We start from the raw sequence: 21,930 nt of genomic DNA, 5'->3' as shown, positions 1-21,930 counted from the left end.
GCAAAAGGGTCAATCCTCGGTTCTCAGAAGTGGGGGAGGACCAGGCTGAGGTAGGGCTGACCGGCCAGGTTGAGGGCCATGGTGCCCAGGGCCCCGGCGGCGATGGCCGGTCCGTAGCACAGGCGGTAGCCCCGACCCTTGCGCGTGCCGGCGAGGTGCATCCAGGCGAGCCAGACGAAGAACTGCGCGCCCCCGGCGAGGCTCGTGAAAAGGACGGCCGTCAGCAGCGCCTGGGTGCCGAGCCCCGCGCCGACCATGGCCATGAGCTTGACGTCGCCGGCCCCGAGCACGCCGAAAAGGTGGGGGATCAGGAAAACGAGGAATCCCCCGGCGAGCCCGAGGGCCGATTCGCCAAGTCCGGCCGTGCCGGAAAAAACGCCGTGCAGGACCACGAGCGCGGCCATGACCGGAAAGGTGATGGCGTTGGGGATGCGCTTGGTGCGGATGTCGATGACGGCGCAGGCGACACAGGCCACGGCCGTAAGCGCGAAGGCGAGCAGGGTTTCCGTATCCGGCGGCATGGCGACTCCTGTGGATCTCCCCCTTGGTAGCGGCAACGCGCCGCCTTGTCCATGGCTGGCCGACGCGCCATGGCCTTGACGCCGGGGATGGAAAAAGCCAGTTCTTCCAGGGAGAGAGGTGAACCTTCACGGGCGGTTCGGCCCCGGCCGGAGCGCATCGGAGTCCGCATGGCAAGCGATGCCGCCAACGACGCTTCTTTGCCCGACGCCCTTGGGCTTGTCACCGCCGAGCGCGACCGATTACGAGAAGCGTTGCGGGAGGCCGAGGCTGCCAATGAGCGGCTGCGCGGCGAAGCCCAGGCGGGCATGCAGGTCAAGGCCGATTTCATGGCCCGCATGACCCACGAGCTGCGCACGCCCCTTTCGGCCATCATCGGCCTGGCCAATCTGGCCGTCCCCCTGGTGACCGATCCGCGCGTCCGCGACTATCTGTCCCAGATCACCGCTTCGGCCACCGGCCTGCTCGGCGTGGTGGACGATATCACGGATTTCGCCCAGCTGGAAAAAGGGCTGGCCGAGCTGGTCCCGGTCGCCTTCGATCTGGGGCAGGCGCTTGGCAGGGTGATCGGGCGCTTCGACGCGGCGGCGCGGGGGAGGGGACTGTCCCTGGAGCTGGACCTGGATCTGCGCGTCCCCACGCGGCTTGTCGGCGACAATGCCCGTCTGGAGGGCGTGCTGGGCCAGCTGGTCGGCAACGCCGTCAAATTTACCGAGCACGGTTCGATCCGCGTGGCCGTGGAGCTGGTGGAGCGCCGGGACGGCCGGGTCGGGCTGGCCTTTGCCGTCACCGATACGGGCATCGGCATGGAAAGCGACGCCATCCCGGCCATGCTCGACTCCTTCACCCAGGCCGACGGCTCCCTGTCGCGGCCCTACGGCGGCACGGGCCTGGGGCTGGCCCTGGTAGGGCGCGGCGTGGAACTGCTCGGCGGCCGGCTGGAAGTCGCCAGCCGACCGGGGCAGGGTTCCCGCTTTTTTTTCACCTGTCCCTTCGAGGAGGATAGGACCGGGCGGCACCCCGCCCCGGCCGTCCCCCCGGCCCAGACCGCGCCGCAAGACCCCGCCGCGCCCGAAGGTCCCTCCCGCGCGACCGGTCCCCTGGCCGGCGCCTTGATCCTGCTTGTGGATGACAATTCCATCAACCAGCAGGTGGCCCGGGAGATCCTCGAACGTTTCGGCGCGGTGGTGGATGTGGCCGGCGGCGGCCGCGAGGCCGTGGAGATGGTCGGGCTGGCCCTCTATGATGCCGTGCTCATGGATGTGCAGATGCCGGTCATGGACGGTCTGGCCGCGACGCGGGCCATACGGCTTTTGCCCGGCGGCGGCGATCTGCCCATCGTGGCCCTGACCGCCCATGCGCTTTCCGGCGACCGGCTGCGCTGCCTGGAAGCCGGTATGAACGACTATCTGACCAAGCCCATCGATCCGGCGCGGCTGCTTGCTTCCCTGGGCCAGTGGATCGCGCCGGCGGTCGAGGCGGGCCGGGACATGGCGGCTCTTGCGGACGCGGCCGCGTCTGGCTCCCCAGCGCCCCGGGGCGATGCGCCGGAGGTCTGCGGCCTGGACGCGGCCAAGGCCCTGGAGCGGCTCGGCGGCAACGGGGCGCTCCTTGCGAGCATTGCGGCGGAGTTCGTGCGCGATTACGCCACCAGCGGCCGGACCCTGGCCCGGCGGCTGACGGCGGGGGACCTGGACGGCGCGCGGCGGCTGGCCCACACGGTCAAGGGCGTGGCCGGCAATATCGCGGCCGAGGCGTTGGCCGATGCCGCGCGGGAACTGGAGGTCACCCTGGGCAGGGGGGGACTGCCGCCCGACGCAGCGCTCGAGGCCTATGCCGCCGCCCTGGCCGACACCGTCGAGGCTGCGGCCCGGCTGACGCCGCCGCCCGATTCCCCGCCCGAGTGCGCCATGACCGGCTGCTGGAAAGTGCTGCTCGTGGACGACGCCAAGCTCAACCGGGCCATCTTTTCCCAGATTTTGCGCAGCGCCGGCCATGAGGTCGTAACGGCCGTCAACGGCAAGGACGCCTGTCGGGCGCTTTTCGGGCAAAAGGCTTCCGGCCGCCCCTTCGACTGCATCCTCATGGACATCGAGATGCCGGAATTGGACGGCCCGGCGGCCACGCGCATCATCCGCAAGCTGCTGGCCGACGGGGTGAGCCCGCCATGTCCGCCGGATATCCCCATCATGGCGCTGACCGCCCACGACACGGCCCCGGAACTGGCGCGCTGCCTGGAGGCCGGCATGGATGGCTGCCTGCACAAGGTGTTCGAGCGGGAGGAACTGCTGGCGGCGCTCGGCCGCGTCATGGAAGGCCGCACGCCTGTGCCGGCGGCGATGCCGTCCGAGGCGCAAGGGGACGCCGCGGCAAAGCCGGCGGCAAAACCGGCGGACTACGCGCCGCTGCTGCGCCGTCTGGCCGCGCATCTGGCCGAAGGCAGCATTGAGGCCGACGAGGACGTGGCGGCCCTTGGCCGGGCCGTTTCCGGACACGTCGGCGCGAAGGGCCTGGCGGAATTGCGCCGGGCCGTTACGCGCTACGATTTCGCCGAGGCCCTGGAGGTCCTGCGGCGTCTGTCCCGGGAAGCCGGGCTTGACGAAGACGTCTTCGCCTCGCCGGCCGAGCCGGTTTGTCTCCGGTAAGGGCTGGCCGGTACGGTCATTTGCGGCGTATCTTGCTCCCGATGAAAAGGCCGATGGCCACGGAGAAGATGAGGACAAGCATCACGATAGCCAGATTGGCGCCCATAAGTCCCTCCCTTGTTCGGCCGGACGGGCCGGTCGGGGCACCATAACGGGGAAGACGTCCGGGCGCAAAAGGGAATGCCCTGACAAAGGAGCAGGTCCATGGGCACCGTCGTTTCCGATCTGCGCGGTCTGGTCACAAGCTTTTTTTCCCGCCGGCCGGTCATCTCCCGCGAGGAGACGGCCGCGATCTTTCGGGAAAAATACAACCATTTCCAGTCGCTGCTCGAGTCGAACACCGAGCTGCTCAAGATCTTTTCGGAAATCGAGGTCATGCTCGAAGGCCGCGAGGTGTTCGGCATGGCCTTTATCCGTTCGCGCACGAGCCGCGCCGTGTTCCACGCCATCCGCATGATCAAAAGCTTCGAGCGCCTTTCCGGCAAGCCCCAGCCCACGCTTCTGGCCCTGGTCGAACGGCTCTCGTCCGAGATCAAGACGGTCATCGCCGGCCGGGTCAATCCCTATCGCGGCCGGCTCGTGATCCCCATGGCGGAAATAACCGGCGACATGGTGGACCAGGTGGGCGGCAAATGCGCCAACCTGGGCGAGATCGCGGGCAAGGCCGGACTGCCGTCGCCACCCGGGTTCGCCGTGACCACCGCCGCATTTCGGGCCTTCTTCGAGGAAGCGGGATTGTTCGAGACCGTGGCCAGCATCCGCCTGGGTATCGCGCCCGACGATCCGGCCTCCATGGCCGCCGCCGCCGAGGACATCCAGGCCGCCATCCTGCGCGCGAAACTCCCCGAGGCCGTCTCGCGCGAGATGGACGCGGCCGTGGCCACGGCGACGGCGGGAGACGCCGGCGTCCGCTTCGCCGTGCGTTCGAGCGCCATCGGCGAGGACGGTGAGCTGTCCTTTGCCGGCCAGTATCTCACCATGCTCAATGTCGCCCCGGACCGTATCTCCAGCGCCTACAAGTTCGTGCTGGCCAGCCTTTTCACCCCCCGCGCCATGTCCTACCGGCTGCTCAAGGGCATTCCCGACGACGACGTGGCCATGGCCGTGGCCTGCCTGGTCCTGGTGCCCTCCGTCGCGGCCGGCGTGCTCTACACGCGCCTGCCCGAGGACCCCTACCGCAACGCGGTGCTCATAAACGCCGTCTGGGGCCTCGGGCCCTATGCCGTGGACGGCGTCATCACCCCGGACAGCTTCCTTATCGACCGCGACACCCTGGCCGTGGCCGAGCGGGTGGTCACGGACAAGCCGCGCATGCTCGTGCCGTCGCCGACGGGCGGGCTTACCGACGTGCCCGTGCCCGGGGACAAGCGCCGGGAACCGAGCCTTTCCGACGACGACGCCCGGACCCTGGCCGGCTGGGGATTGGCCCTGGAACGCCATTTCGGCCGGCCCCAGGACATGGAATGGGCCGTCGACGGGCAGGGGCGGCTTTTGGTGTTGCAATCGCGCCAGCTGACCGCCTTGTCGGCCGCGGCCCCGCGTCCCGCGCCGCCCGTGCCCGGCGCCGCGATCCTCGTGGAAGGCGGGCAGGCGGCCTGCTCGGGCGTCGGCTGCGGCCCGGTCCATCTGATCATGGCCGACGACGACCTGGACGCCTTTCCCCAGGGCGCGGTCCTGGTCGCGCCCCACAGCGATCCCCGGTTCATGGTGGCCATGCGCCGGGCGGCGGCCATCGTCACCGACCACGGCAGCGTCACCGGGCACATGGCCTCGCTGTCCCGGGAATTCGGCGTGCCCACGCTTTTGGGGCTCGATGGCGCGACAAGCCTCCTTACGCCGGGAGAGGTCGTCACCGTGGATGCGGCCTCGGGCCGGATCTACCGGGGCCGGGTGGAGGCACTTTTGGCCACGGCTCCGGCCGACGCGACGTTCATGGCCGGCACGCAAGTCCACGCCATCCTGACCGATGTGGCCGAGCGCGTCGTGCCGCTGACCCTGCTCGACCCCAAGGCCCCTTCCTTCAAGCCCGAGGGCTGCCGCACCGTGCACGACGTAACCAGGCTGCTCCACGAATGGTCCTACGGCGTGATGTTCGCGGTCAGCGATCTGGCCTCGGGCGGGCAGGGGGGGAGCGTCACCCTCGATGCCAACACCGGCCTCGACCTGCACATCATCGACCTTGGCGGCGGCATCCGCGACGAGGCGGCCGGCAAATCGCGGGTTGTGCCCGGGGATATCGCCTCGCGCCCCTTTGCCGCGCTTTTGACGGGCCTCGTGCTGACCGGCGAAGCCCGCATCGCCCGGCCGGTGAACCTCGGCGGGTTTTTCTCCGTCATGTCCGAACAGATGTTTTCCCAGCCCGGAGCCGGCACCGACCGCTTCGGCGACAAGTCCTACGCCATCATCTCGGACAAGTACCTCAACTTCAGCTCCCGCGTGGGCTATCACTACGGCGTGCTCGACTGCTACTGCGGGGCCACGGTCAACAAGAACTACATCACCTTTTCCTTTGCCGGGGGCGCGGCCGACGACGTCAAGCGCGCCCGCCGGGCCAAGGCCATCGGCCGCATCCTGGAGGCGCTGGGTTTCGTGGTCGACGCCGCCGCCGACCGCGTGGCCGGCCGGTTCCAGAAATTCCCGGCTGAGGTGATCGCGGAGAAGCTCGGGCACATGGGCCGGCTTTTGCAGTTCACCCGCCAGACGGATATGCTTATGGTCAGCGAGGCAAGCATCGACGCCATGGTGGCCTGTTTTCTTTCGGGCGCGCCCTGCTTCGATCCCGCCTGGTCCCCCCCCGGCCCTGCGGCCGAAACCGTCTGAGTTCGCGTTGCGTTATGCGACCAAGGAGAATGCCATGCCGCGTTTTGCAGCCAACCTGACCATGCTTTTCACCGAAGCGCCGTTTCCCGAGCGTTTCGCCGCCGCCAGGGATGCCGGGTTCCATTTTGTCGAGTACCTCTTTCCCTACGCCTACCCGGCCGTGGAACTGGCCTCGCGTCTGGCCGAAAACGGCCTGTCCCAGGTGCTTTTCAACCTGCCCTGCGGCGACTGGGCCGGCGGCGAGCGCGGCATCGCGGCGCTGCCCGGCCGCGAATCCGAATTTCGCGACGGCGTGGGGTTGGCCCTCGAATACGCCAAGACCCTGGATGTGGCCCGGCTCAACTGTCTGGCCGGAAAACTGCCGGACGGCGTTTCGCCCGAGGACGCCTTCGAGACGCTCATCGAGAACGTGGCCTTCGCCGCCGACGCCCTGGCCGCCGAGGGTCGCACCCTCGTCATCGAGGCCATCAACCATTTCGACATCCCCGGTTTTCTGCTGAGCACCACCGAGCAGGTCATGGATCTGATCGACGCCGTCTCGCGCGACAACGTGGCCATGCAGTACGACGTCTACCATGCCCAGCGCGAGGAGGGGGAGCTGGCCGCGACCATCGCCGCCAACCTGCCCCGCATCGGGCATGTGCAGATCGCGGACAATCCCGGCCGGCATCAGCCCGGCACCGGGGAAATCCGGTTTCCCTTCCTTTTTGCCGAACTGGACCGGCTGGGCTACGAGGGCTTTGTCGGCCTGGAATACGTGCCCGATCCCGATACCCGCGCCTCCCTGGCCTGGGTAACGGAGATGGGACTTACCCTTTAGCCCCATTGTCCCCCTAGTTGGGGGGACCGGGGGGCCCTCGGTCCCCCGGCGGTGGGGTCCAGGGGAGGCGGAGCCTCCCCTGGCCGCCGGAGGCCTCCACACCCAAAAGGACACCCTATGAAAAAAATCGGATTCATCGGCCTTGGCATCATGGGCAAGCCCATGTGTCGCAATCTGCTTAGGGCCGGCTACGAGCTGACGGTGTTCAGCCGCACCGTGAAAAACGTCGAAGCCGTGACCGCCCATGGCGCGACCTCTGCTCCGTCGCCGGCGGAGGTGGCCAGGGCAAGCGAGCTGGTCATCACCATGGTGCCGGATTCGCCCGAGGTGCGTGCTGTGGTGCTTGGCGAAGGCGGCGTCATCGAAGGGGCCAGGCCGGGTCTTTACGTGGTGGACATGAGTTCCATCGCGCCGCTGGCCAGCCGGGAGATCGGGGCCGCCCTGGCCGAAAAGGGCGTGCGGTTTCTGGACGCGCCGGTCAGCGGCGGCGAACCCAAGGCCGTGGACGGGACGCTCACGGTCATGGCCGGCGGCGACGCGGCCGATTTCGAAGCCGTCAAACCGGTGCTGCTCGCCATGGCCGCCTCGGTGACCCGCGTGGGCGAGGTCGGGGCCGGCAACGTGGCCAAGCTGGCCAACCAGGTCGTGGTGGCGCTCAACATTGCGGCCATGTCCGAGGCGTTTGTCCTGGCGGCCAAGGCCGGGGTGGAGCCGGAGCTTGTCTATCAGGCCATTCGCGGAGGCCTTGCCGGCAGCACGGTGCTCGACGCCAAGGCGCCGCTGGTCATGGACCGCAAGTTCGAGCCGGGCTTTCGCCTCAAGCTCCACGTCAAGGATCTGGCCAACGTGTTGCGCACGGCAAACGAATTGCATGTGCCCCTGCCGTTTACCGCCTCGGTCATGGAAGTCATGCAGGCCATGCTGGCCGATGGCTGTGGCGAGGACGATCACGGCGGCATGATTCGCTATTTCGAGAAACTGGCCCATGTGACGGTGGAACGGTAAAACGATATTTTGTCGATATATCGGCAGTCTATCCAGCAACGCCGCCTTTCTGGGGCACAAGTCCGGCGCGCCGCGCGCCATGTGAAGGAGTCCTTCGTGCGATACCGGAAACTGACGCTGGCCCTGGCCCTGGCCGTGTGCCTGAGCGGGGCCATCGCTTTGGCGGCCAAGGTCATGAGTGTGTCCGTGCGCGACGGGCAAGTGCGCCAGTCGCCTTCATTCCTTGGCAAAATCGTGGGCAAGGCTAGTTATGGCCAGAGCGTGAACGTGAGCACCGAGCAGGGCGACTGGGCCAAGGTCACCCTGCCCGGCGGCGTTTCGGGCTGGATGCACCGCACGGCCCTGACCACCGAGAAACTGGCCATGTCCTCGGGCGGGGCGGGCGGCACGGGCAGCGTTTCCGGCAAGGAAATGGCCCTGGCCGGCAAGGGCTTTTCCGCCCAGGTCGAGGCGGATTATCGCCGCAGCCACGGCGGCGACTACGCGGCCATCAACGCCATGGAGCGCATCAGCTACAACCCGGGACAACTCCTGGCCTTTTTGAGCCAGGGCGGCGTGCATCCCCAGGGAGGCGCGAAATGAGGTCGCGTATCCTTCTTTCCCTGGCCGGGCTGCTCGTGTTCGGCTTCGCGCTCTACGGCTGCAACAACCCCGAAGGACTTTCCCGGGTCCTCGATTCCTTCGGCGCGAGCGTCGGCGGCGCGCCGGTCGGCGACTATGCCGCCTCGGCCGTCAAAAGCGTCAAGGCCGTGGCCCACGCCGCCGAGGACTTCACACCCGAGCAGGAATACTACATCGGCCGGGCTGTCGGCGCGTCGCTTCTGACCAAATACCATCCCTACCGCGACGCCAAGGCCAATGCCTACGTCAACGAAGTGGGACAGTCCCTGGCCATGTTCTCCGACATGCCCCAGACCTACGGCGGCTACCACTTCCTCATCATCGACTCCACCGAGATCAACGCCTTTGCCGCGCCGGGCGGACTCGTCTTCATCACGCGCGGCATGCTGCGCTGCTGTTCCGGCGAAAACGCCCTGGCCGCCGTACTGGCCCACGAGGTCGCCCACGTGGAGCACAAGGACGCCCTGCGCGCCATCAAGCGCGCCCGCACCACCGAGGCCTTGGCCATCATCGGCGGCGAGGCCCTCAAGCAGGCCGGCGGCGCGGACGTGGCCCGCCTGACCAACATCTTCGCGGACTCCATCGGCGACATCATGACCACCATGGTCAACAACGGCTACTCCCGCACCCTGGAATACGAAGCCGACAAGGCCGCCGTCACCATCCTCGTCCGCACCGGCTACAACCCCTCCGGGTTGCCGGACATGCTGGAAGCGATGCAAAAGCGCCTCACCCCCGGCGGCGCGGACTTCGCCAAGACGCACCCCGCGCCGTCCGATCGCATCCACGAGCTGGCCAATCTGGCCCGGGTGGCCGAGATCAACGAGCCCCCGGCGCGCGTGGCCCGGTTCAAGGCGGCGTTGGGGAATATCTAAGGACCGGCCGGGGCGCTGCCCCTGGATATGCCGGGGCGCTGCCCCTGGACCCCGCCCGGAGAGGCTCTGCCTCTCCGGGACCTCTCCGCCGGAGGGCTTATGCCCTCCGGACCTCCCGTTACCGGGTTGGGATGGTGGGTGGAGGGGCGGGGAAACGGTGCGGGTTGGGTTGATCTTGTCGCCGCAATCGGCCCGGCGGCACGAGAAGCTGCGCTTCCCGACGCCGGACGCGATTGCGGCGACAACCGCGCCAGCGGCGAAGCGCCGCATGGAAGAAGACTACGGGTGAGTCGCGCGCCGAGCGTGGCGGAGCATTGATTCGTGGAGTTCAAAACAGTCGGCATTGTCTTTGGCTTGATTCTTGTGGCCTATATCGTTGCCAGGATACTCTGGTGGCGCAAGGGTAGGGCGAAGAAAGACTATTATTCCCTGGATTTCGATTTCAGCATTTTCAAAAGGAAAAAAGTCTTCACGCAGAACGAAAGCAAGTTTTTCGAGCAACTTGAACAGGTCGTGGACAGGCGCTACCATATCCTGTCCATGGTGCGACTGGCCGATGTGCTGCGCATCGACAACGACGAAAAGAATTTGAAATATACCGACAGAGGCGCGTATTACGCGGCCTTCAACCGCGTGTCCAAGATGCACCTGGATTTTGTGATCATCACCCGTCCCGGCCACTATGTCGCCTGCATCATCGAACTCGACGACAGCTCCCACGATGGGCAGCCGCTCAGGGACCGGTTCAAGGACGAAGTGATCCGGACCCTCGACCTGCCCATGGTGCGCATCAAAGCCAAGCCGGACGGCAACTATACCCCGGAGTACATCCGGGAACACCTGCAAGGGCTCCTTTGAAAAGGAACACAGGCGTGCAACAGACGGTTTCCCCCGCGAAAGAGGGCGGTTCCGGCGGCGCGGCCGCCTTTCGCAAGCGCATCCTTTTCGGCGTCATGGCCGGGGTGGTCGGGCTCACGGCGGCCTGGCTGCTGTCCCTGACCGGCATCGTGACCTCGTTCGAGGCGCGCACCTTCGACTGGCGGGCCCGGTTGCTCACGCCCCGGGACGGCGGTTCGGACGCGGTGCGGCTGATTCTCCTGGATCAGGCCAGCCTCGACTGGGCAGCCAAGGAAAACGGCCTGTCCTGGCCCTGGCCGCGCGAGGTCTACGGCGCGATTCTGGATTTCTGCCGGCGCGGCGGAGCCAAGGCCGTGGCCTTCGACGTGCTCTACACCGAGCCCTCGACCTACGGCGTGGCCGACGACACGGCCTTCGCGGCGGCTGGCAAGCGGCTGGGCAACTTCGTGCTGCCGGTCTTTCTGGGGCGCGAGTCAGGCAAGACGAACGTCTGGCCGGCCGACGTGCCGCCCGATCCCCTGGTCATCAAGGGCCTCAAATCCTGGCTGGCCAAGGTGCCGCCAAGCGAAGCCCCGATCTATCCCAAGGCCGCCTTTCCCGTGCCCGAAGTGGCGGCCGGGGCGAAAATCCTCGGCAACGTCAGCCAGGACCCGGAATTCGACGGCATCTACCGCCGGGTGAACCTCTTCGGCCTCTTCGACGGCAAGGCCGTGCCGTCGCTGCCCCTTGCCGCCCGCATGCTGGCCGAGCCCAACCTCGACGCCGCCATCGCCGGCCATTCCCTGCGCCTGGGGCCGGTCACCGTGCCCCTCGACGACGCCGGCCGGGCCATCCCCCGCTGGCGGCGCTCGTCGGATTTCCCGGCCGTGTCCGCGGCGGCGGTCATCCGCAGTGAGCTGACCTTGCTCGAAGGCGGCAAGCCCGACCTCGATCCGAACATGTTCAAGGGCCGCTACGTGCTCTTCGGCTTTTCCGCCCCGGGACTGCTCGATCTGCGTCCCTCGCCCGTGGCCGGCGTCACCTCGGGCGTGGAAATTCATGCCCAGACCTTGCAAAGTCTGCTGACCGGCGATTTCCTGCACGTCATCCCCCACTGGGCCGGCTGGTGGCTGGCCGGGGCCCTTGCCGTGGCCGCCGGGCTGGCCGTGACCCTGACCACCGGGGCCATGGCCGGCGCGGGCGTCATCATCCTCTTCCTGCCCCTGCCGATCCTCATCGCCCTGGCCGCCTACGCCCTGGGAAGCTGGCTGCCCCTGGCCCTGCCGCAACTGGCCGTGGCCGGCTCCCTCGTTACCGCCGTGCTCATCGGCTACGCCACCGAGGGCCGCCAGAAACGCTTCATCAAATCCGCTTTCCGCCAATACCTGAGCCCCGACGTCATCGAGGCGCTCATTGCCCACCCCGAGCGCATGAGCCTCGGCGGCGAACTGCGCGAACTGACCATCTTCTTCTCCGACCTCCAGGGCTTCACCGGCATCTCCGAAGGCATGACGCCCCAGGAATTGACCGCGCTTTTGAACAAATACCTCACCGCCATGACCGACATCATCCTGGAGGAAGGCGGCACCGTGGACAAATACGAAGGCGACGCCATCATCGCTTTCTGGAACGCGCCCCTCGACCAGCCGGACCACGCCGCCCGGGCCGTGCGTGCGGCCCTGCGCTGCCAGGACAAACTGACCGAACTGCGCCCCGCCTTCCGCGAACGCTCCGGCCACGATCTGCACATGCGCGTCGGCCTCAATACCGGCCCGGCCGTCGTCGGCAACATGGGCTCGGATTCCCGCTTCGACTACACCATGCTCGGCGACGCCGTGAACCTCGCCTCGCGCCTCGAAGGCATCAACAAGCAATTCGGCACCTATACCATGATCTCCAGCGCCACCCGCGACGCCGCCGGCGACGCCTTTGCCAGCCGCCGCCTCGGCCGCGTGGCCGTGGTCGGCCGGGCCGAACCCGTGGACGTCCACGAACCCCTTTGGCCCGCCGCCGCCGCAGCCCTCACCGCCACTCACGATGCCTACGCCAACGCCCTGGACGCCTTCATCTCCGGCGATTTTCAGGCCGCCCTGGCCGGCTTTACCGCCTTGGCCGGCACCGACCCCGCCGCCGCTTCGTACGTCAAGCGCTGCGAGAAGTTGCTGGCTGAGCCGCCGGCGGGGGAATGGAACGGCGTGTTGGTGATGACGTCGAAATAGGCGAGGGAATGGGAGGAGGGGAGGAAGGGGTGCCTCCGGCGGCCAGGGGCTCTGCCCCTGGACCCCGCCGGAGGGCTTATGCCCTCCGGACCTCCCTTTTCCGGGTTGGGATGGTGGGAGGCCATGGGGTTGGGCGGCAGGGGGGGACGTCCTCTGTTTTGTTGCCGCAATCGGCCCGGCGGCACGAGGCGCGTTGCGCCTCGACGCCGGACACGATTGCGGCAACAACCGCGCCAGCGGCGAAGCGCCGCATTTTAAGAGAATTAAGAAGAGATGTTCTCCGAATGTCGCCCCGCAGGGGCGACCGGCGTGGTGCAGGCGGAATTTGCTTGGGACGAGCTTGTCGCGAAGCGACATGCACCGTCCCGACAAATTCCGCCTGCATCTTCTCCACTCTCCGCTCTCCGCCTTTCCGCCAGCCAACCCGGCCTCCCGCCCGGCCAAAGCACACCGGATGGGGGGCCCGGGGGGCCCATGGCCTCCCGGCGGGGGGGCGGGGGCGGAGCCCCCGCTTGCTCGCCTCCCCGCCTCTTCCCCGTTTACCGCACCGCCTCGGGCAGGGTGAGGACCCAGAGGTCGGTTTTTTCGGTGGTGGGGGTGATGACGAAGGTGGTGGGGACGGGTTGGCCGTCGTGGGACAGTTGCCCGCCGGGGGCGAGCTGGTAGTCGCCGGGCTTTTTGACGGGCTTGCCGTCCTTGTCGGCGACCGGGTTATTCGGCTTGATGGTCATGCCGAAGTCGTTGTCCGAGGTGAGGATAAGGGTCTTGTGATCCGGGGCGATGGACAGGCCTTCGGCTTTTTCGGCGTTCCAGCCCAGGGCGCGCAGGTCGGCCACTTTGGTTTTTTGGGCCAGTTTGACGCCGAGTTTTTCCAGCGCGGCCGGGTCGGAGACGGTCTCGAGGGGCTTGCCGTCGGGGGCGGTTTTGCCGGTCAGGTCCGTGGCCTGGGACAGGTCGATGGCGTAGACGATGTTGCGCATCTTTTTATCCACGCCTTTGCCTTGTTCCACGGTGAGGAGTTTGGTCGGCGAAATGGCGGTCAGGTCGCCGAGCTTGGCGTCGGCGTTTTTCTTGTAGGCTTCGCTGTCCAGGGGATAGCCGAACATGCGGGTCTTGCCGGTTGCCGGGTCGAGCTCCACGATGCGGATGAAGGGGGCTTTGGAGGCTTTGACCTTGCCGTCCACGTCGAGGATCGACTGCACGGCGGCGAAGACCTTGCCGTCCTTGGTCACGGCCACGCCTTCGAAGCCGCGGTTGGGCTGCCGCTTGGCCACGATTTCGGGCAGTCCCTGGCCGGGGCCGTATTTCTTGATGATTTTCCCGGTGGCGGCATCGACGTGGACCAGAAACGGGCCGTATTCGTCGCACAGCCACAGGCTGCCGTCCGGGGCCATGGCGATGCCTTCGGTATCCAGGCCGTTGGTGTCCGTGGGCAGCACGGACAGGTCGGCGGCCAGCGGCGTTTCGCCGGTGCTGCCCACGCTGCCTTTGGGCAGGGGGCGGCCGGAGATGGGCTTGCCGTCGGCGGTCAAAAGCGGCGTGATGGCGAGGACTTCCACCTTGCCGTCCTTGACGCGCAGCTTGGCCAGGGACGGGGTGTAACCCGGGGCGGGAAAGATTTTCGCCGGTTCGGGCTTGGCCCCGGGGGTGGGAACGTAGTCGGGCGCGTCGGCGTTGGGGCCGCGATCGCCCACGGCGTAGAGCACGATGGAGCCGTCGGCGTCCTTGCCGGCGAAGACCACGCCGGAGCCGAGCCCCAGGGGAAAGCCGTTCGGGAAGGCCTTGGCCAGGCTGGCCGGGGCCGGGATATTGGTCGATTGGGGGGCCTCGACCGTGTATTTCTGCACGGTCGGGGCCTGGGCGGCCAGGGCGCTGGTGGCGGTCAGGATCGCGGCCAGGGCGATGGCGAGGGGACGTGCGGGCATGGGATGCTCCTTACTTTTTGGCAAGGAATAGCCCACGGATGTGACGCTTGGGCGAACGGAGGCGTCACGCGAAGTTCACGGAAGCGGCACCGGGGCCGTGAAAACGGCCGGGAAAAAGATCGTCGTCAGGCCGGCGAAAAGGCCGGTGAGGGCCGCAAGGGTGGTCAGGAAGGCCACGGCCAGCATGAGTTTATGGCGCAGGGCGTTTTCCTGGGGCATGACCACGCCGAGGCAGACGAGGGTGAAAAGCGTGCCGGTGCCGTAGAGGGCCACGGCGATGGTCAGGCGGTTGGAAATTTCGCCGACCAGGGGCACGAAGCCGAGCACCAGCCAGGCCATGGCGGCCAGGGCGGCGATCTGGCCCAAAAAGCCGATCCGAGCCGTCAGGCGCAGGGTGAAGTTGTAGTAGTCGCGGCCGAAATCGTCCTTGTTGCGCCGCCAGACCAGCCAGGCTCCGGTGAAGATGCCGGCCAGGGCCACGGACAAGGCGATGCCGAGCACGAGCAGCCGCCAGAACAGGGAACCGGCCGGCGGCAACAGGAATTCGGGGCCGGTCGGGGCGGGAAGGGCGAGGCTTAGGGGGCGCAGGCTGGCCAGGCCGGTGTAAAAGGCGACCCAGAGCAGCACCGTGGCCGAAAGCCCGATGACCGCGTGCAGGGATTTATTTGTCTTGAGGCGCTGCCAAAGGCCCCGGTAGGCGAGAAAGACGGCCGCGCCAAGGAGAATGGGGCCGGCCACGGCGGCCAGGGGCAGGGGGATGCCGCAGACGTAGGGGGCCTTTTCGGGCAAGAGGAACCACAGCGCCGCCAGGGCCGCGCAAACGATCACGAAGACCCACAATCCGCCGAGCAGGGCAAAGGTGGAAGCCTGTTGGCCGAATTTATCGATGAATATTTTCAGCCGCTTGGTTTTGTGCAGGCCCGTCAGGGAGGTGATGGCCGGCACCGAGGCGGCGGCCAGGGCCAGTCCCAGATGCAAGGCCAAAAGGAACATGACCGCCCAGAAGATTGCGATGGGGATGGCCTCGGTCATGAGGAGCGTTCTCCTTTGTGGAGTCGGGGTTGGCGCGGGGATGGCGCAAAGCAGGCATGACGCCGTGAAACGCCACGCCTTGCCGTCGGCTTTTGCCCTAAATTCCTGTCGGATGCAACAAACAGACGCACAGTGAAGACCGCGTCGCAAAATCGGCTTGCGCAACGCGCCCCCCTGACGTAGTTTCTGGCGGAACTTGAATGGGTTGCCAACTCTTTATCCCTGCATTGCGACATGAGCGGAAAACGTCTTGTTACGGCGGCTACGGCCATCTGTGTCTCCTGCCTGCTTGCTGCATGCGGGCCGGGCAATACGTTGCGCGTGGGCAAAGGGAGCGATGATTTTCGTCTCAAGGCGGTGGAGTCGTCCCTGGAGAAAGCTGAGGCGACGCTCAAGGATTTGGAAAAGCGCCAGACCCACAATGACGGTCAGTTGGCCATCCTGGCCAAACGGGTCGGTGAAATCCAGGCCGCGCTCCACGCCCAGGGCGTGAAGACCCCGGAGGTGGCCGTGCCCCAGGGCAGCGCCCTGGGCATGGGGTTCGTCAATCCCGGGGCTTCGCCCGCAGGCGCGCCCGCGTCTCCACCAGCGTCTCCCCAGCCCGGGCAAACGCCGGAAGTTTCCGCGCCGCCCCCCCCGGGCCAGCCGGCGAAGCCGGAGCGCACCCAGCCCCTGGCCGGGGAGGGCATCCCCATGCCGCCGCTCGGCAATGTGCCGCCGGCCAGGTCCCAGCCTTCGCCCCGGGTGAACGCGCCCAAGGGGCGTCACGGCTATGGCCGGGTGGGACCGGCCGAAGCGCCGACCACGCCCGAAGCCGCCATTGCCGCCGACAAGGTCGCCACGGCGGCCACGCCTCCCGCCACCCCGCCGTTGCCAGTAACGGCAGCGGAGAAAAAGCCGGCCGCGACGATCGCGCAACCGCCCCAGACGCCGCCTGTCGCCGGACCGGCAGGCGCGGCGGCCGGTCCGCCGGCCACCGCCACGGCAGCGCCCGCTCCCACGGAGCCTGCCGCTCCGCCGGTCTCGCCTGCGGCCACGCCTGCCGCAACGGCCCCCGAGCCGTCCCCCAAGCCGGCCCCGACCGTCGGCGGCTCAGGCCCGGGCGGGTATGCCGAAACCGCTTCCCCGGCCGAAAAGGACGCCTACAACAGGGCCTTGCAGCTGGCCATAAACGGCAACGCCAAAGCGGCCAAGACCGCCTTCGAACAGTTTCTGGCCGCCAATCCCAACAGCCCGCTGGCCCCCAATGCCCTCTACTGGGTGGGGGAGGGGGCTTTTTCCTCCGGCGACTACAAGACCGCCATCGACGACTTCGAGAAGGTGGCCAAGGGCTGGCCCGGGCACGGCAAGGCCGCCGATGCTCTGTACAAGATGGCCATGGCCCAGGAGAAGGCCGGGGATACGGCCGCCGCCAGGGCTTCCTACGAACGGTATCTCAAGGATTACCCCAAAGCGGAACTGGCCGGTCTTGTTCGCCAGAAACTCCAATCCCTGCCCAAATGACCAACGAGCCGGTCGCGCCCGATACCGCCTGGACGGGCGATGACGCGTTTTTGACCGAACTCGGGGCTTGCCTGCGCCTGCGCCATGCCCCCGGCATCGGCCCCCGGACCTGGAAACGCATTTTCGACCGCTACGATTCCGCCGCCGCCGCGCTGGCCGACGTGCGCAGCTTCGGTCCCCAGGGGCTTTGCGACGACGCGGTCGCGGCGGGTCTGGCCCGGGGCGTCTCCACCGCCGCTGCGCAGCGGGAGATCGAAGCCGCCGCCGCCAAGGGCCTTTTGCCCCTGCCCTATTTCCATCCGGCCTACCCGGCCCGGCTGCGCGATTTGCCCGATCCGCCCGTGGTCCTCTACGTCGTCGGCGAGGCGCGGCTGCTCTCCGGTCCCTGCGTGGCCATGGTCGGGGCCAGACAGTGTTCGCGCTACGGCTTCGCCGCCGCCCATGAAATCGCCGCCGGGCTTGCCGCCAGCGGCATCACCGTGGTGTCCGGGCTGGCCTATGGCATCGACCGCCAGGCCCACCTCGGCGGGCTGACCGGGCCCGGGCGCTCCATTGCCGTGTGCGGCACCGGGCTCGACCTGGTCTATCCCGACGCCAACCTCGACGTCTGGCGCGCGCTTGCGGCCGATGGCGCCATCATCAGCGAATTTCCCCCGGGCACGCCGCCCCAGTCCCAGAATTTTCCCATCCGCAACCGCATCATCGCCGGGCTGTCTCTCGGGGTCATGGTGGTGGAGGCGGCGGCCCGCTCGGGCAGCCTCATCACCGCCCGGCTGGCCCTGGACCAGGGACGCGAGGTCTTCGCCCTGCCCGGGCCGGTCAACCTGCCCACCTATGCCGGCTGCCACGCGCTGATCGGCCAGGGAGCCAGACTCGTGCAGACGGCCGAGGACATCGTGACCGCCCTGGCCCGGGAGCTGGCCGCCTTCGTGGACAGGCCGCGCCCCGCGCCGCCGCGTCCCGCGCCACCCGCCGTTTCGAAACGCCAGTCCGCGCCGCGTCCCGCGCCGCCCGCCGCCCCGAAATCCAAGCCCGCTTCGCCCACGCCGCCCGAATCGCCCGTTGCCCCGACCGCTTCGCCGCCGGACCTTCCGCCGCTCGAGGCCGGGATTGTGAAGCTCTTGGCCGACGGCAGCAAGCGCCACATCGACGCCCTGGCCCGGACGCTCGAGACCGCTTCCGGCCCGCTGAGCCAGGCCCTGGTGCTGTTGGAGATGAAGGGCCTTGTGCGGAAATGGCCGGGCATGTACTACACCCGGGAAGTGGAAGGGTAACGCGATCCATGCAGAAAATCCCGCTCAACCTGGCGCGGCCGGGTATGATTCTGGCCAAGCCCGTGGCCAGGGCCGACGGCATCGCCGTGGCCGCCGCCGGCTCCGAAATTTCCGAAAGCCTGCTTTCCCGTTTCGAGTCCATGGGCGTGGACCATCTGGTGGTCGAGGGCGAACCGATCAGTCTCGACGGACCGGGCGGCGCGTCGTCGTTCGACAAGCGCATCGAGCGCATCCCCTTTTTGTTCCGCAAATATCCCGACGACAAGTGGATGGGGCAGATCCGGCGGCTTTTGGACAACTATTTCCACATGAAGGCGGCCTCCAGCGCGGCCATGATTGCGGCGGCCGCGGCGGCCAAGGCGGCCAAGGAAGCCGCAACGGCAGCCCCCGCGCCCGACCAGCCGCCGGCTGAAGCGTCCGCCCCGGCGGCCAAGGGCAAGAGGGCCGCGAAATGAGCGAGGACCTGCGCACCGAGCGCAAGGACCGCATCCTGGCCGTGCGCGACCTGCCCACCCTGCCCAAGGTGCTCGAAGAGGTGAGCAAGCTCGTCGAGCGTCCGGACTCCACCACCGAACAGGTGGCCAAGCTCATCAGCATGGATCAGGTGCTTTCGGCCAAGGTCCTCAAGATGGTCAATTCGCCGGTCTACGGCTTTCCCGGCCGCATCAGCTCCATCGGCCACGCCCTCGTGCTTTTGGGCTTCAACGTCCTGCGCTCGATCATCGTGTCCACCTCGGTTTTCGAGGTCATGACCGAAAACATGGTCGGGCTCTGGGAGCACAGCCTGGGCTGCGCCATGGCCTGCGGGACCACGGCGCGGATGCTCGGCTTCAAGGATGCGGAGGAGTATTCCGTGGCCGGGCTGCTGCACGACCTCGGCAAGGTGGTGGCCACGGTCCAGCTGCCGGACCTCAAGCCCGAGATCGAGCGGGTGGTGGCCGAGCGCGACTGCTACTACCTCGAGGCCGAACGCGAGGTGATGGGCTTCGGCCATGACCGCATCAACGCCTGGCTGGCCGGGCACTGGAAGCTGCCGGCCAACATCAAGGAAGGGCTCACCTACCACCACAAGCCCCACCTGGCGAGCCTGTACCCCGAAATGGCCAGCGTCGTGCATCTGGGCGATTTCATGGTCCGGGTTTTCGAATACGGTTTTTCCGGCGATGTGGGGGCCACCTACCTGCAACCCGAGGCGCTCAAGATTTTGAAGCTCAAACCCGCCCACGTCGAGAAGCTCCTGGATCATCTGTGCGAGCAGTTCGTGGAGATCGCCGACCTGTCGTTCACCTGATCCGCCATGCCAGACACCCCTCTTTGCCTTTTCCCCAGGCCCCAGAAGATCATGGTCCTAAGCCCCGATCAGGATTTGATGGCCCTTTTCGGCCAGGCGTTCACCCCGGCCGAGATCGAGCTGTTCGACCGGCCGCGCGGCCGGGGGGCCATCGAGCACCTGTTCAACGACCCGCCGGACCTGCTCGTGGTGGACCAGAAGCTTACCGACATCCCGGGGCTCGATCTCGTGGCCATGGTCAAAAGCGAAAACGTCTACCGGCAGATGCCGGTGGCTCTGGTCATGGACGAGGCGGCGCTGGCCGGCCGGGACATCGACTGGTGCGCCACGGAGGTCGACGAACTGCTCACCCGGCCCCTCGACGCCGCCATGCTGCGGGCCCGGGTGTCGTTGACCCTGGCCCGGGCCTCGCGGTCCCTCGACGCCAATCCCCTGACCAAGCTGCCGGGCAACACCTCGATCATCGGCCGTATCCAGGAACTGATCGAGCGCAAGGAGGATTTCGCCCTGGCCTACGCCGACCTCGACTACTTCAAGTCGTTCAACGACAAGTACGGCTTTTCCCGGGGTGACGAAATCCTCATGATGACGGCGCGCATCATCGTCAACACCGTGCGGACCGTGGGCGGGCAGAAGGCCTTTGTGGGCCATGTCGGCGGGGACGACTTCGTCTTCATCCTGCCGACGGACCGGGTGGAGGAGGCCTGCAAGGCCGTGGTGGCCAGCTTCGACGACATCGTGCCCCATTTCTACGACGCCGAGGACCGCGAGCGCGGTTTCATCCTGTCCACGGACCGCGAGGGCAACCGCAGGTCCTTTCCGCTCATGGCCATCTCCATTGCCGTGATATTCAACCGCGACGGCCGGCTCACCCACTACGGCGAAGCCTCGCAGATGGCCATGACGCTCAAGAAGAAGGCCAAGGAAAATCCCCGGAGCTGCTATGTCCTCGACAAGCGGCAAGGCTGAACCGGACGCGCCCGGCGCGACGGCCCGACCGGAGACCGTGGTCGGTTTTCTCGACTACCTCGCGGCCGAAAAAGGCTACTCCCCGGCCACGCTGGCCGCCTATGGCGTGGATCTGGACCAGTTCGAGTTTTTTTTGCATGGCCGGGGCCTCAGCCTCGGCCAGCCCGGGCAAGTGACCCGGGAACATGGCCGGGGGTTTCTGGCCGAGCTGCATCGCCGCCGCGAGGCCAAGACGTCCATGGGGCGCAAGCTCTCGGCCTTGCGCGGCTTTTTCCGCTACATGCTGCGCAGGAAGCTGGTGGAAGTCGATCCCCTGGCCGGGCTCAAAAACCCCAAGACGGAAAAGCGCCAGCCCAAGGCGCTCAATGTGGACGAGGCCGTGGCCCTGGTCACGCCGAGCCCCGGCACGCCGGCCGCCGACGGCTCGCGCGAGGCCTGCCGCGATCTGGCCCTGGCCGAACTGCTCTACGGCTCCGGGCTTCGCGTGGCCGAGGCCGTGGGGCTCGACCTCGACGACGTGAGTATCGCCCAGGGTGTGGCCCGGGTCTACGGCAAGGGCGGCAAGGAGCGCCTCGCCCCCCTAAGCGACGCCTCCCGGGAGCGGTTGCGGGAATACGCCATGCGCCGGGCGGAATTCGCGCCCGATCCGCGCGAACAGGCGTTTTTCCTGGGCTCGCGCGGCGGCAGGCTCAACCGCCGGCAGGCGGCGCGCATCGTCGATGCCCTGGCCAAAGCCGCCGGTATCGCCAAGCACACCCACCCCCACATGCTGCGCCACAGTTTCGCCACCCATCTGCTCGAATCCGGGGCCGACATGCGCAGCGTCCAGGAACTGCTCGGCCACGCGCGCCTTTCCACCACCCAGCGTTACACCCACCTCGAACTTGCCCGCATCATGCAGGTCTACGACAAGGCCCACCCGCGTTCGGACGAAGCGTCCGCGACGCATACCGCCCCGAAAAAAGACTGAAGCGCCGTCTTTAACCGGGATATTGCCGCGGGGCGGATGTTTCTCTATGGTCGGGCACTTTACAATCCCTTGGGAGGACACCTCATGTCGCGCCGCCTGTCGCTTCTGTGTCTGCTGCTGTGTCTTGTCGCCGCTGCCGCTACCGCCTGGGCCGGGGAATTCGACTGCGCCAAGCCGCCCTACGGTAAGCCGCTGGCGGAGGTAAACGATCACGACTACTTCGTGAAGTTCATGGAGAAGGACGGCGTCGCGTACTACAATTTCACCGGCCCCTGCCGGCTGGGCGTGCATGAGCGGCTGGCCCCTGTGATTGTCTACGGTGTGGTCGACGGCAAACTGTACGACCGCATCATGCGCACCGAGCACGACAACATCGACATCATCAAGCAGGTGACGACGAAACTGGCCGGCACGCCCGAAACCGAAACCGACGGCGATTGGCTGGTGATGTCCTGGGATTTTCCGGAAAAGAAGATGAAGATGAAGCTCAAGTACAACAATGCGACCAAGGCCACCAAATCGGCCATCTACTACGAGCCCCTGCGCCCGAAGAAAAATACCGAACCCGAGGATTCCCTGAACCGCTAGCGCGTCCGGGGGATGGG

18 protein-coding genes are annotated in these 21,930 nt (G+C 67.3%); 15 read left to right on the top strand and 3 right to left on the bottom strand.

Translation table 11 applies throughout. The features are described 5' to 3' along the window. Positions 1-23: 23 nt before the first annotated feature. Entirely contained in the window at positions 24-521 is a 498-nt protein-coding gene (locus K9F62_01285; protein UJX41360.1) for an A24 family peptidase, read from the bottom strand. A gap of 168 nt (positions 522-689) precedes the next feature. On the opposite strand from K9F62_01285, the gene K9F62_01280 reads away from it, so the two are divergent. From K9F62_01280 to K9F62_01245, 8 genes are all read left to right on the top strand, one after another. Continuing rightward, positions 690-3,164 carry a response regulator gene (locus K9F62_01280; protein ID UJX41359.1) on the top strand — a complete coding sequence of 825 codons (2,475 nt, stop codon included), beginning with the start codon at positions 690-692 and terminating at the stop codon, positions 3,162-3,164. A 204-nt stretch (positions 3,165-3,368) separates the two neighbouring features. After that, entirely contained in the window at positions 3,369-5,984 is a 2,616-nt protein-coding gene (locus K9F62_01275; protein UJX41358.1) for a pyruvate, phosphate dikinase, read from the top strand. 34 nt (positions 5,985-6,018) lie between these two features. Continuing rightward, complete coding sequence (hyi, locus tag K9F62_01270) at positions 6,019-6,804, top strand: hydroxypyruvate isomerase (protein UJX41357.1); 786 nt, start codon at positions 6,019-6,021, stop codon at positions 6,802-6,804. Positions 6,805-6,921: 117 nt separating this feature from the next. Next, positions 6,922-7,809: a 2-hydroxy-3-oxopropionate reductase gene (gene garR / locus K9F62_01265; protein ID UJX41356.1), complete on the top strand. Its 888-nt coding sequence runs from the start codon at positions 6,922-6,924 to the stop codon at positions 7,807-7,809. A 96-nt stretch (positions 7,810-7,905) separates the two neighbouring features. Beyond that, on the top strand, positions 7,906-8,391 hold the full coding sequence (locus K9F62_01260) for an SH3 domain-containing protein (protein UJX41355.1): 486 nt from the start codon (positions 7,906-7,908) through the stop codon (positions 8,389-8,391). Continuing rightward, positions 8,388-9,305, top strand: coding sequence for a M48 family metallopeptidase (locus K9F62_01255; GenBank protein ID UJX41354.1), 918 nt, complete (start codon positions 8,388-8,390; stop codon positions 9,303-9,305). The genes K9F62_01260 and K9F62_01255 overlap by 4 nt, the downstream gene beginning before the upstream one ends. 321 nt (positions 9,306-9,626) lie before the next feature. Beyond that, complete coding sequence (locus K9F62_01250; protein ID UJX41353.1) at positions 9,627-10,163, top strand: DUF2726 domain-containing protein; 537 nt, start codon at positions 9,627-9,629, stop codon at positions 10,161-10,163. A gap of 14 nt (positions 10,164-10,177) precedes the next feature. Continuing rightward, entirely contained in the window at positions 10,178-12,361 is a 2,184-nt protein-coding gene (locus tag K9F62_01245; GenBank protein ID UJX41352.1) for an adenylate/guanylate cyclase domain-containing protein, read from the top strand. Between the two features lie 539 nt (positions 12,362-12,900). Here the strand turns inward: K9F62_01245 and K9F62_01240 are convergent. Together K9F62_01240 and K9F62_01235 are read right to left on the bottom strand one after the other, a co-directional pair. After that, complete coding sequence (locus K9F62_01240; GenBank protein UJX41351.1) at positions 12,901-14,286, bottom strand: esterase-like activity of phytase family protein; 1,386 nt, start codon at positions 14,284-14,286, stop codon at positions 12,901-12,903. 75 nt (positions 14,287-14,361) lie between these two features. Beyond that, positions 14,362-15,318: a hypothetical protein gene (locus K9F62_01235; protein ID UJX41350.1), complete on the bottom strand. Its 957-nt coding sequence runs from the start codon at positions 15,316-15,318 to the stop codon at positions 14,362-14,364. A 234-nt stretch (positions 15,319-15,552) separates the two neighbouring features. On the opposite strand from K9F62_01235, the gene ybgF reads away from it, so the two are divergent. From ybgF to K9F62_01200, 7 genes are all read left to right on the top strand, one after another. Beyond that, positions 15,553-16,821, top strand: coding sequence for a tol-pal system protein YbgF (gene ybgF, locus K9F62_01230; GenBank protein UJX41349.1), 1,269 nt, complete (start codon positions 15,553-15,555; stop codon positions 16,819-16,821). Then, positions 16,818-18,095: a DNA-processing protein DprA gene (gene dprA, locus K9F62_01225; GenBank protein UJX41348.1), complete on the top strand. Its 1,278-nt coding sequence runs from the start codon at positions 16,818-16,820 to the stop codon at positions 18,093-18,095. Before ybgF ends, dprA begins: the two co-directional genes overlap by 4 nt. Before the next feature lie 8 nt (positions 18,096-18,103). Further along, entirely contained in the window at positions 18,104-18,550 is a 447-nt protein-coding gene (locus K9F62_01220) for a hypothetical protein (protein UJX41347.1), read from the top strand. Beyond that, entirely contained in the window at positions 18,547-19,386 is an 840-nt protein-coding gene (locus K9F62_01215) for an HDOD domain-containing protein (protein ID UJX41346.1), read from the top strand. Before K9F62_01220 ends, K9F62_01215 begins: the two co-directional genes overlap by 4 nt. Positions 19,387-19,437: 51 nt before the next feature. After that, positions 19,438-20,355 (top strand): diguanylate cyclase, encoded by a 918-nt coding sequence (locus K9F62_01210; protein ID UJX43096.1) that lies wholly within the window; start codon positions 19,438-19,440, stop codon positions 20,353-20,355. Then, positions 20,330-21,325, top strand: coding sequence for a tyrosine recombinase XerC (locus K9F62_01205; GenBank protein UJX41345.1), 996 nt, complete (start codon positions 20,330-20,332; stop codon positions 21,323-21,325). The genes K9F62_01210 and K9F62_01205 overlap by 26 nt, the downstream gene beginning before the upstream one ends. Positions 21,326-21,409: 84 nt before the next feature. After that, the gene (locus tag K9F62_01200) at positions 21,410-21,913 is read left to right on the top strand and encodes a hypothetical protein (GenBank protein ID UJX41344.1); all 504 of its coding nucleotides are present in this window, start codon (positions 21,410-21,412) and stop codon (positions 21,911-21,913) included. Positions 21,914-21,930: the final 17 nt, after the last annotated feature.

The organism is Desulfovibrio sp. JY, assembly GCA_021730285.1.
In the GTDB taxonomy this organism is placed as follows: Bacteria; Desulfobacterota; Desulfovibrionia; order Desulfovibrionales; family Desulfovibrionaceae; genus Solidesulfovibrio.
This window is presented reverse-complemented; position numbering and strand designations above follow the sequence as displayed.